This window comes from Nitrospirillum iridis (assembly GCF_014205765.1).
GTDB lineage: Bacteria > Pseudomonadota > Alphaproteobacteria > Azospirillales > Azospirillaceae > Nitrospirillum > Nitrospirillum iridis.
In genome coordinates this window covers 76,146-87,242 of the sequence record NZ_JACIIZ010000023.1, presented here as the reverse complement: position 1 = coordinate 87,242, position 11,097 = coordinate 76,146, and the positions used below count along the sequence as shown (strand labels likewise).

The window sequence follows — 11,097 nt, the reverse complement described above, 5'->3', positions numbered from 1 at the left end:
CTCCCACATGCCATATCCGCGGGGTGGAGCAGCCCGGTAGCTCGTCAGGCTCATAACCTGAAGGTCACAGGTTCAAATCCTGTCCCCGCAACCAAATACGGAGACCCCCGCCCGCTGCCAAGCCGGCGGGGGTTTTGCTGTTCGCACGCCAGGGCAGGGGTACATCCCAGTCTCAAGAGGACAGGGTGTCGAGCCGGTCGAATTGTATGTAGTCGGCATAAATCCCGACCATGGGCTGACCTCGCCCTCGGCCAGGGTGGCGATCTTGATGCCCGCGAACGCCATGCGTTTGAACGGGCCGGCGATGTCCTCCTGATCCCGACTGAGCCGATTTATGGCTTCGGCCCGCACGATCGAGACCATTCCCCGTGCCGCGTCCTGGATAAGTTCCTGGATGTCGGGGCGCACCAGCGCCGCGCCGGACTTGGCACTGTCGGTGGCGCTGCCGGTGATTATCCACCCCTGCCATTCAACGTGGAGGCGACTGAACCGCAGCCGGTCTTCAAGCGGCGGGTGAACTGCGGTTCAGTCTCACATATCAATTTGCCGCGGGTTCCAGATCAGTCACCGGTGTCGCGAATTCAGGGCTGCGCGCGCCCAGCTTGTAGAACCCGATGCAGACGGCGTTACAGATGAACAGCAGCAAGGGGATGACAACATACCCGGCGTAAAGCGCCAGGATGGCGGATCGCGGCTGTTCCACCAGCTGGCCGTTCTTGGTCGGTACGTAATGGGCCAAGTTCAGCATGATGCCCAGCAGGGCCACGCCCAGGGCGAAGGTGCCCTTTTCGATCACGGCCATGATGCTGGACAGCAGGCCCTCGCGCCGCAGGCCGGTCAGTTCCCGGTCATAAGCCAGAGTGTCCGCCAGCATGGAGATGGACAGCAGGATCATGCCGCCGGCGCCCACACCGCTGGCCACGCCACGGATCAAGAGTTCGACGGTGCCGACGCCGTCCTTCCCGACGAACAGCCAGCTGGCCGCAGCCAGTGCCATGACGGCCATGCCGACCAGATAGGCGTTGCGCTTGCCCGTCCGCCGTTCCAGCCACAGCCAGGCGGGCATGGACAGTCCGGAGGCGATGTTCTGGGCGAGGGCCAGCTGCATCTGGCCCTTATAGCCCAAGTGCAGCACGTTCAGCATGAACAGCAGGCTGGTGGTGGCCAGGCTGGCGAAGGCCAGGAACTGGCAGACCTTGGCCGCCATCAGCAGGCAGAAGGGCCGGTTGCGGAACACGGTCAACCAGGAGCCGCCGGCGGCCTTTTCCACCGAAGCGGGAGCTACCTCCAGCACCGGCGCCTTGGCAGTGCCGAAGAAGGACAGTGCCATCGCGGTGCCGATGATCAACGCCATGGTCCAGCCCATGACGGCGTAACCCCGCGCTCCGCCGCCGCTCTGGGAGATGAGGACGGCGGTGCCCGCCATGGCCAGGGTCTGGCCCAGCGAGACGAAAAGCGTGCGGAAGGACAGCAGGCGTGACCGTTCATAGCGCGACGGCGTCATTTCCGACGGCATCGCCATGTAGGGTACGTTGAACAGGGAATAGCCGGTGGAATAGATGATCAGCGCCAGCAGCATGTATACGATCAGGGCGGTGTCGCCCATGTCCGGGGCGCAGAAGATCATCACGAACGAGGCCGCGGACACGAAGCCCCCCGCCAGCAGAAAGGGACGTCGCCGACCCCATCGGCTGCGCGTGCGGTCGCTGAGCATGCCGATGACCAGGTCGGCGATGGCGTCGTACAGCTTTGACGCCATCAGCAGATAGCCCGCCAGCTCCGTGTTCTTGCCCAGCACGGTGGACATGAAGGCCGGGAAATAGGCCGTCACCGTGTTCAGCATGATGGAGACGCCCACGGTGCCGACACCGAAGCCGATGCAGACGCCGATGCTGAGGCGGGTGGTCTCACCGTTGCCGGCGGGTGGGGCGGTCATGGGTGATCTCCGTCCAGGAAGGCGACGATGGCCCGCGCCTTGGCCGCGGGGTCGGAGGCGACCGGGGCCACGCTGCCGTGCCGCAGCAGGCCAGCCGCCTCGTCGATGGCGGCGTTCAGGGCCGCCAGCTCGCCTTGCGCCTTCAGCAGCAGGACGGGGCAGTGGATGAGGGGCAGGCGCTCCAGCGGCCGGTAGCGAAAGGCGGCGAGATACGGCAGGGCGTAGGTGTCCAGCGCCTTCAGCACATCCAGGGCGGCGTCGTGCAGCACCCGATTGCTGGGCATATGGCCGGGCAGACGGTGTTCCGGGTCGCGCATGAAGTGCGGGAAATACAGCGCTTGGTCGCGCACGAAATGAAAGGCCCACACCAGGTGGGCGCCATGCTCGTCAGGCTCCTTGCGGGGGGCGTAATGCTCCAGGACAGCGGCGCGGGTGGCGTCATCGTACTGCTTGATGCCATCCAGCACGGCGTGGCGCACGCGACCGCTTCCTTCGGCGCCGCCCGCCATGACCGCCAGTTCGCAGGCCGTGCGGGCGCCGGTGTGGGTGCCGTAGACGTCGAAGGCGCCGATGTCCATGGCGTCGGCCAGACGCAGCACGCTGTCGGCGAAATAGGCGATGTCCGGCGACGGGATGGCCGGCGCCGGTGAGTCGCCGTTGCCCAGGGTGTCGGGTGCGATCACCGTGCGGCCGGACCGCGCGATCTCCACCGTCAGGCTTTCCAGCCAGCGGGAAGAGGTGGGGGAGGCGTGCAGCAGGAACACCGGCGGCTGGGTCGCCGCCGGGTTCACGATGCGCCGCAGATGGATCTGGCCCTCACGGATGCGAATGAAGGCGCGTTCGACCGATGCGTCCATCATGACCGGAAATCACCGCCAAGGTGGTCGCGCAGGGTTGGTCCCTGGTACTCCCGCCGCAGCAGGCCGCGCCGCTGCAGCAGGGGGGTGACATGGGCGCAGAACAGCTCGATCTCGCTGGGCATGTAACCCGGCTGCAGGGTGAAGCCGTCGCACGCGCCGGCGTCGATCCAGGTTTCCATGCGATCGGCCATCTGTTCCGGCGTGCCGACGAAGATGGCGTGGCCGCGCGGCTTGCGGGCGTAGTCGCGGCAGGCGTCGGCGATGGACAGGCCGGCCTCCACCGCCGGTGTCAGCATGCGGCGCACGTCCTCCGCCGGGAACTCGCAGGCGGCACAGATCTCGTCCAGCGGGAAGGGTTGGTTGGCGGGCAGCCGGGTCAGGTCATAGCCGATGGATTCACTCAGATATTCGATGCACAACTGGTCGTCGGCCAATTCCAGCACATGGTGGTGCTTGCGCCGCGCCTCCTCCTCCGTATCGCCCAGGATGAAGGCGAGACCCGGCATGATCAGCATCGTGGAAGGGTCGCGGCCCAGGGCGCGCGCCCGCTCATGGATGTCGTCGCGATAGGCGCGGCCGGCGTCGATGGTGGGGGCGGGGCAGAAGATGGCCTCCGCCGACTGGGCGGCGAAGTTCCGTCCGTCCGGCGACTGTCCCGCCTGCACCAGCACGGGCCGGTATTGCGGGGAGGTCGGGAAATCCAGGGTACCGGCTATGTCGAACCACTGGTTCCTCAGCGCATCGGCGGCATTGGCGGCCGGGTGGCCGGCCGCCTGCCGCCAGAAGGCGTCCGCGGCGTCGACGAAGGCCTGGGCGCGGGCATAGCGCGCCGACTTCTCCAACAGGTCCGGCTCGCCGAAGTTCCAGGGGCTGTTGGGGTGTACGGTGGTGACGATGTTCCAGCCGGCCCGGCCGTCGCTGATGAAGTTCAGGGCCGCGAACTTGGCCGCCACCTCCGCCGGCTCATTGTAGGTGGTGGAAACCGTGGCGACCAGACCGACGCGGCTGGTCACGCCGGCCATGACCGCCAGCAGGGTGAAGGGGTCCAGCGTGGGAATGGCCAGACGGCCGGGCGTGCGGCCGGCGGCGTCACGCCCCTGCAACTGGTCGCCGAAGACGATGGCGTCGAAGCGCGCATCCTCCACCAGGCGCGCGATGCGCTCGTAATAGGCGCGCTGGAACACCGCGTCAGGGGTGGCCCTCTCCTCCCGCCAGCCGCCGGGAAAGAAGCCGATGCCCTGCAGGAAGGCCCAGAGGTGCAATCTACCGTTCTCGCGTGACATCAGGCCGGGACCTTCTTCGAGTAGGGGTTGGCGGGTGCGTTCAGGCCCAGGCGGGCGCGCGCCGTGGTACCGGTGGCGGGCCGCCGGGTGTGGTGCCGGCGCAGCGCGTCAAGCTGTTCGATGGCGTCGGGTCCCGCCACGTGCAAGCCGTCGGCATCGCCGGTCCGCACCAGGGCCTCCCCCTGTTCCACCGTGGCGGCGGTCACCTTCAGCAGGCGCACGGCGCCCCGGGCATCGACGCCCGCCAGCCGGTCGGCGCCGCCCAGCACCACGTCCGCCGCTATGGCGCTGCCGGCCACGTCGTCCAGGTCGCGCACCAGCAGGGGATGGCCCTGCGGTGGCCGGGCGGCGTTCAGCGGCCCCATGGTGGCGAAGAAGGGGCCGCGGTAATCCACGCGGCGGACCTTGGTGCTGTCCAGGTACTCGCCGCTGTCCTTGTTCAGGATCAGCGCGTCCTGGTCCCAGCTGTCCCACAAGGCGCGGGTCGCGCGGATGAAGTCGTCATGCTTGGCCACCCGGTCGCCGGCCGGCAGGTGGTAGGCGTCGCCATAGGCGGCGTCGAACCGGGCGCCACCGTGGAGCAGGGGCAGCCAGCCGGCGCGGCCCGAGGTCAGGAAGTCGGCCGCCGACAGGGCGCGGGCGATATGGAAGGGGACGGAATGAACGGCCGGCAGGGCCGCGACGACCACGGGCGTGGCCAGGCGCCGGGCGATCCAGGGCAGGGTGACCACCGCCTCCAGCCGTCCCGGTTCCAGCGCGCCGGTCCCGGTCTCGTGGGCCAGCAGGACGAAGTCGGCCCCCGCTCGCTCGATACGGTCGGTCTGCCGGCCCAGCTGGGCGAAGGCCGCCCCGTCCCGGGGCGAGACGTCGATGCTGATCGATAGGTACATGGCGAAAGCCTCAAATCGTGATGACGTGTTTGCCGAGGGGGTGGATGGGTTCCGCGCCATCACGCGTGATCACCACCAAATCCTCGATGTGCACCGATCCCCCGATGCCTGTGTCCAGCGAGGGGCAGTCGACGCTCAGGATCATGTTCTCTTCCAGGGTCAGGTCGTTCTTGCCGTAGAAGCCGCCGCGCACCTCGCCCGGCTCGTCCGTGTGCATCAGGCCGACGCTGTGGGGCCCGAAGGTCACGAGGTCGCCCACGCCGGACTTGCGCAGGGCTTCCAGGCCGATGCGGCTGACCTCGGAGAAGCGCATGCCGGGGCGCAGCTGTTCGCGGATGGCCTTCCAGCCGGCCTCAGCCGCATCCGCCGCGCGAACGGCGGCCGCCGCCGGCTCGCCCACAAACACCGTGCGGGCGTAGTCGCCGTGGTAGTTCTGGAAGTGGCTGACGCCGTCGAAGAACAGCGACTGGCCGTCGCGCACCGTATCCGACGTGGGCAGGTCGGAGGAGACGCGGTCGATGGTCATGAAGACGGCGCGGTTGCCGCGCCGGGCGCTCTCCACGGCGAACAGCCGACGCAAGTCCCGGTAGTTGGCGCCGGCACGCACCTGGGCGACGACGGCGTCAACCGCCGCCGCGTTGGCCTGGGCGCCGCGCCGCATCAGCGCCAGTTCCAGGGGCGACTTCACCACCCGGATCCAGCGCAGCAGATTGTCCGCCGGGGTCAGGGCGCCGGGCCGTTCATGCCGCTCGCATACCATGCGGACAACGTCGTGGTCATAGGCCAGCCGGCCCGTCCACAGGCCCATGTCGCGCAAGGCGTTGACCAGGGCGCCGCCGCTGTCCGCCGCGAGGGGCCGGGTGCGCAAGGCGACGTCGGTGCGGTCGCGCCGCCGCGCCTCGACCTGGGTCAGCGGGGCGGCGCCCCTGTCGGCGAACAGGCCGGCCCAGGGCTCCACCGTGCGCTCCGCGCCCTCGTCCCCCGCCTCCTGGAACAGGTAGGCGGCGACACCGTCGCGCGGGCCGCCGTCGACGAAGGTGTAATAATAGATGAAATGAGAGGTGACGATGGCCGGCGCTTGGCGCGGGTCGCGGGTCAGGATGGCGAAGGTCGTGGGCGGCTGGCCTTGCCGCGTGGTTCCGATCTGGGGCCAATAGCCCAGCGCGTGGAAGACATTCAGGGGATCGCCCAGCACCAGGCCGTCGACCCCGAACCGCTCCATGATTTCATAAGCCCGGGGCAGGTTCATGGGGCCGCCGCGCTGCAGCCCCTGCAATAGGGCGTCGTCGTCGGCCATCAGGGCGGCGATTTGGGCGTTCAGGGCATCCATAAAACACCTTGGGACAAAAGCTCCGGGGGCCACCGGCGCGGGGGCGGCGGGGGAACAAGCCCCCGTCCGGCCCGCGCGGCCGTCACAGCAGCCCCAGGGGACGGGCGCGGGTCTTGATGTAGTCGCCCAGCCAATCCAGGTTGCGGAAACGCAGGGTGCCCCGGCCCACCGCGGCGGAGGATTCCGCCATGCCCGCCACCAGGCGGAAAGCCTTGGTCATGAGGAACAGCTCGCCGTGCTCCTTCTCCGCCTTGGTGAAGGGACGGACGGTCTCATAGCCCCGCTCGAACGCCTCGCCATAGCTTTCGGAGAAGCCGTAGAACAGGTTGCCCCAGACGAAGTTCTTCACGTCCTGCATCAGGTAATCCTCACCTGTCCCGTCGAAATCCAGGAAGGTGATGCGCCCGTCGTCAGCGACGTGGACGTTGCTGGAGTGGAAGTCGCAGTGGCATATGCCCATGGGCACGTCGTCGGACCGGATGTCGATCAGGCGCTGCGCCAGGCGTTCGCAGATGATGGCGTAGTCCCGCAGGTCGTCCGGGCGGTCGTAGACGAAGTTCAGCAGTGCCGGAACGGTGACCTTGAAGCGCACCAGATTGTCGGTGGGGAAGGGGCGCCCGCCATTGTAGGCGACGCCGTGCAGGTGCATCTGGGCGAACAGGGCGCCGATGCGCTCGGCATTCGCGATGTCCAGCCTTTCGGTGAACTTCTTGCCCGGCGCCCAGTCGTAAAGGGCGATGGCGCGGGCGCCCTCGGGCGAGTCCAGCTTGAAGTACAGCTCTCCATCCCGTGTGCGCACACCGGCGGAGGCGGGGAAGCCCTGCTGGCGCAGGTAGTCCAGGAAGTTCAGCTCCGTCGCCACCTCGTCCACGCCGCGGTAGGTCTTGCGCCAGACACGCAGGGCGTAGCGCTCTTCCGCTCCCTGGACCAGGTAGACGTCGTTCATGCCCCGGTACAGCAGGAAGGCGTTGACGGGACCGGCGATCGCGTAGCGCCGGGCCACTTCCGCCGCCAGGAAGTCCGGGTCCATGACCGAGTGGGAGATCTTGGCCATGGGCAGGGCGCTCTGCGGCGGCACGGCGGCGAGGGCGGTCATTGGCAACTCCTAACAATCAATGATTAAGGCTGGTCAAGGAACTGGCGCAGTTCGACACCCATGCGGGTGACGGCCGCCGGTAGGTCGAAGATGTCCCGGTCCCATTCCGGCATCTCGACGATGCGGTGGTTGGGCAGCAGGGCGGCCGCCGCCAGGGAGAGGTCGCGGATGTCCTCATTGGGCTGAAGAACCAGCACGGGCTGGGTTACCAGTGGCAGGCGGGGCTGGTACTGGTAGCTCCACACCGCGACGTAGGCCCAATGGCCGCGGTCCATGACGCGCAGCTTGTCGACCCAGTTGTCGGCGGCGCGGCGCAAGGGAGCCCCGGCCGCGCGTGAGGTGACGACGTAGTCCCACAGGCGCTTGGCCATGCCCAGCGCCATCTCGCCCGCCTCATCCACGGACGGGGCGGTGTTGGCGACCTCAAGCAAGGCGGCGGCTTCCTCCGCCGTGCGCATGGGCATGCCGGTAACGGCGACCCGGCGCACCAGGTCAGGCCGGGCCAGTGCCGCCTCGATGGACAGGAGGGCGCCGGTATGGAAGCCGTAGACGTCGCAGCCCTCGGCGGCCGTAACACCCAGATCCGGCAAGACCTCCACCAGCGCCGTCGCGTAGCCGGCGATGGTGAGCGGCGCCGGTGGGCGGTCGGACATGCCGTAGCCTGGCGTGTCCAGCGCCAGCACCACGCGGTCCGTGGCCATCTCGGCGATCAGCGGTTCATATTCGAAGGAGGACGAAGGGTTTTGGTGGAACAGGACGAGGGGCCGGCCGGCCGTTGGGCCCGCCGGCCGGGCGACGCGATAGTGAACTTGGCCGTACCGGCCATTGGTGTAGCCGCGGGTGATGGCGACGCTCATGGAAAAGGCGCTCCGATGCCTTCCCCGGCGGGGCCGGGGAAGGAGAAGGCGGACGGCGCCTTGGCGACCGTCCGCTGGATGTCGGGATCAGAACTTGTAGCGGACCTGAAGGCCGAACGTGCGGCGCTCGGGCAGGCCGACCACCAGCGCGGAAAGGGTGCTGGTGTAGGCGAAGTTATTGGTGAAGATGAACTGGTCGCTGATCGACGTGTAGGTCGTGTTGTCGAACAGGTTATTGATGAACACGTCGGCGGAGATGTCGCCCTGGGTGGCGCCCAGGCGGACGTTCACCGTGTGGCGGTCCGGGGTCTTCACGACGTTGGCGGCGTTCGACCACACACCGGACTTGTAGATGTAGTCGGCGCGGGCGAACCACGTGCCCTCCGTCCAGCCCTTCAGTTCGCCGTTGTACTGCAGGCCAGCGTTGGCGGAGTACTTGGAGGTGTTGGGCATCTCCTTGCCGCTGAAATCGGTGACGCCGGTCAGCTTGGAGACGGCGGTCGATCTGTACGACTGGATGTCGGTGTCGACCAGGGCGGCACCCAGGTTCAGGGCGATCTGCTTGGTCAGCGCGTAGGTGCCGTCGAACTCGATGCCTTTCAGATCGACGTCGCCGGTGTTGTCGTAACTGGTGATGGCGAAGGCGGAGTTGGTGACGGGATCGATGCCGGACAGGTTCAGCGAATTGATCTGATTGCGCCACTGGGCGTAGTAGCCGTCCAGGGTGAAGCGCAGGCGACCGTCGAACAACCGGCCTTTCAAGCCGATTTCATAATTGGTCACCTCTTCCGGGTCGACCTGCACCTTCAGGCCGGCCGCCGCCGCCGCGCGCTGGGTGGCGGCGGAGGAGGAGATGAAGCTGGTGTTGAACCGGCCCGGGTTCACACCTTGCGCGTAGGAGGCGTAGGTCATCAGGTCATCGTTCAGCTGGTACTGCGCGATGAAGCGGGGCATGAAGTTTTCGTAGGACTTGCTCAGCATCAGCGAGCCGCCGGCATAGTAGCCGGCCGGAACGAAGGTGCTGGTGGTCGCGGTATAGCCGCTGAGCGGCGCGTAGGCGAACAGCTTGTCGATCTGGTACCGGCCCTCGGCGCTGAGGCTCAGGGCGTCGGTCACCTGGTAGGTGATGCCGTAGAAGGCGCTGGAGGTGCGTGACCGCGTTTCGCCGTTGGCGCTGAAGAAGGCGGTCTTGCCCAGGGCGCCGTTGCCGCCGCCGTTGCCGGCCTGCGTCCAGGCGTCGATGAAGTTCACGCCGCCGGTGACGCGCAGGGGGCCGCTGTCGTAAGCCAGGCGCAGTTCCTGGGAAAAGTCGTCCGTCTTGCGCTCAACCAGGTAGGGATAGTCGAAGTAGGTGCGGGCGCCGGCCGGGACGGAGCCGAAGCCGTTGTTCAGGACCGAGGTGTCGCCGTAATTGTCCAGGTCGACCAGCGCGCTGTACTTCTCGCTGTTCACGCCCAGCAAATAGCTGACGGTAAGGTCGGTATCGGGGATCTCGTAATCCGCCGCGATGTGGCCGTGGTAGAAGTGGCGAACCAGGCCGTAGCCCTGCGTGCCATCGGAGGGCGACAGGAAGCGGCCGTTGGGCAGGGACAGGAAATTCTTGATGTAGCTGTCGGTCAGGGTGGAGGCGGAAGGCGTGGTGGAGGTCAGCGATGGCGCGGTGCCGCAGAAGGTGGGATTGCCGTTCAGCTTGCAGTTGGACTGGCCCTGGACCACGACCTTGCCGGAGGAATTCGTGACCGTGTAGGCGGAGATCAGGCCCTGGGCGGAGGGGCCGTCGTCATCCTTGGACAGCATGCCGAAGGCCTTGATCGTCAGGCCATCGATGGGCTTGAACACCAGCATCAGGGTGCCGCTGGTGGTGGACTGGTCGCCCAGGGTCTGACTGGTGTTGGCGGCGTTTTCATAGGAGCCGCTCTTGGAGAAGCGGTCGCCGGTGACACGGAAGGTCAGCTTGTCGCCCACGATGGGGCCTTCCAGGGCGGCGCTCATGCGGTAGTTGTCGCGGGTGCCCACCATCACGCTGGCGCTGCCGTGGAATTCGTCGGTGGGAACCTTGTTCACCACGTTGAAGGCGCCGGCGAAGGTGTTGCGGCCGAAATAGGCGCTCTGCGGCCCCTTCAGCACTTCGACACGTTCCGGATCCGAAATGGTGGTCAGCGCGGAGGCGGAGCTGACGGGCACGCCGTCGATGAAGGTCGCCACCGTGGTGATGTCGACGATGGCCGGGGCGAAGCCGCGGATGACCATCTGCTGGAAGGAACGGTCGCTGCGCCCGGCGGCGTTGTTGGTGACGTTCATGCCGGGGGTCTGGTCGGCGATGTCGTTGACCGAGACGACGCCACGCTGCTCGATGGTGTCGCTGGTCAGCACGCTGACGGCGACAGGGGTCTTGAGCACATCTTCCGAGCGCTTGCGCGCCGTGACGACGATTTCCTGCAGTTCCCCAAAGTCCTCCGCAGGTGTGGCGGCTTCGGCGGCGGCATAGGCCATCGGTGTGGCGATGGTGAGGCCGGAAGCAGTGGAAAGGCTAAATAAAGATGCGCCGATCAGCGCGGTGCGCTTCGTTCTGTTGACCACGGAAGTCTCCCAGTTTTTTGAGTGCTCTCTTCAGGCCCACTAATTCTTGTTAGTGCCGCCGCGTAATCCCCTGGACCACAAACAGCGGGTAAAATTACCCTGTCGGGAAAACTGCCAGATTTCCCATTTCTCTCGGTCTTGTGCCGGAATTATGTTTGAGGATTAATTGTGAGGCTGGGCAACGCAACGTCGGGGGCGCTGCTGTCCGCTAGATGGACCGGCCTTTCGCTTGTTCGGACATGTCCCCGTAGGGAAGAGGGTGGGG

Annotated in this window: 9 protein-coding genes and 1 tRNA gene; 1 reads left to right on the top strand and 9 read right to left on the bottom strand. The window is 67.0% G+C overall.

The window, feature by feature from the left end; translation table 11 throughout:
• Positions 1-17: 17 nt before the first annotated feature.
• Positions 18-94 (top strand) — tRNA-Met (locus FHS74_RS28140).
• Here FHS74_RS28140 and FHS74_RS31235 read toward each other — a convergent pair.
• The 9 genes from FHS74_RS31235 to FHS74_RS28095 form a co-directional block, all read right to left on the bottom strand.
• A complete protein-coding gene (locus FHS74_RS31235) occupies positions 73-495 on the bottom strand; it encodes a recombinase family protein (RefSeq protein ID WP_184807589.1) in 423 nt (140 codons plus the stop codon). The two genes, FHS74_RS28140 and FHS74_RS31235, sit on opposite strands and share 22 nt — an antisense overlap.
• A 43-nt stretch (positions 496-538) precedes the next feature.
• Positions 539-1,936, bottom strand: a complete 1,398-nt coding sequence (locus FHS74_RS28130) for an MFS transporter (RefSeq protein WP_184807585.1) — start codon at positions 1,934-1,936, stop codon at positions 539-541.
• Positions 1,933-2,796: an alpha/beta hydrolase gene (locus tag FHS74_RS28125; RefSeq protein ID WP_184807584.1), complete on the bottom strand. Its 864-nt coding sequence runs from the start codon at positions 2,794-2,796 to the stop codon at positions 1,933-1,935. The genes FHS74_RS28130 and FHS74_RS28125 overlap by 4 nt, the downstream gene beginning before the upstream one ends.
• Positions 2,793-4,079 (bottom strand): NtaA/DmoA family FMN-dependent monooxygenase, encoded by a 1,287-nt coding sequence (locus FHS74_RS28120; protein WP_211106597.1) that lies wholly within the window; start codon positions 4,077-4,079, stop codon positions 2,793-2,795. The genes FHS74_RS28125 and FHS74_RS28120 overlap by 4 nt, the downstream gene beginning before the upstream one ends.
• Entirely contained in the window at positions 4,079-4,969 is an 891-nt protein-coding gene (locus FHS74_RS28115; RefSeq protein ID WP_184807583.1) for an LLM class oxidoreductase, read from the bottom strand. The genes FHS74_RS28120 and FHS74_RS28115 overlap by 1 nt, the downstream gene beginning before the upstream one ends.
• A gap of 10 nt (positions 4,970-4,979) precedes the next feature.
• Positions 4,980-6,299 (bottom strand): M24 family metallopeptidase, encoded by a 1,320-nt coding sequence (locus FHS74_RS28110; RefSeq protein ID WP_184807582.1) that lies wholly within the window; start codon positions 6,297-6,299, stop codon positions 4,980-4,982.
• An 82-nt stretch (positions 6,300-6,381) separates the two neighbouring features.
• A complete protein-coding gene (locus tag FHS74_RS28105; RefSeq protein ID WP_184807581.1) occupies positions 6,382-7,395 on the bottom strand; it encodes a phosphotransferase enzyme family protein in 1,014 nt (337 codons plus the stop codon).
• A 23-nt stretch (positions 7,396-7,418) separates the two neighbouring features.
• Positions 7,419-8,252, bottom strand: coding sequence for an alpha/beta fold hydrolase (locus tag FHS74_RS28100; RefSeq protein WP_184807580.1), 834 nt, complete (start codon positions 8,250-8,252; stop codon positions 7,419-7,421).
• Positions 8,253-8,339: 87 nt separating this feature from the next.
• Positions 8,340-10,832, bottom strand: a complete 2,493-nt coding sequence (locus tag FHS74_RS28095) for a TonB-dependent receptor domain-containing protein (RefSeq protein ID WP_184807579.1) — start codon at positions 10,830-10,832, stop codon at positions 8,340-8,342.
• Between the last annotated feature and the right edge of the window lie 265 nt (positions 10,833-11,097).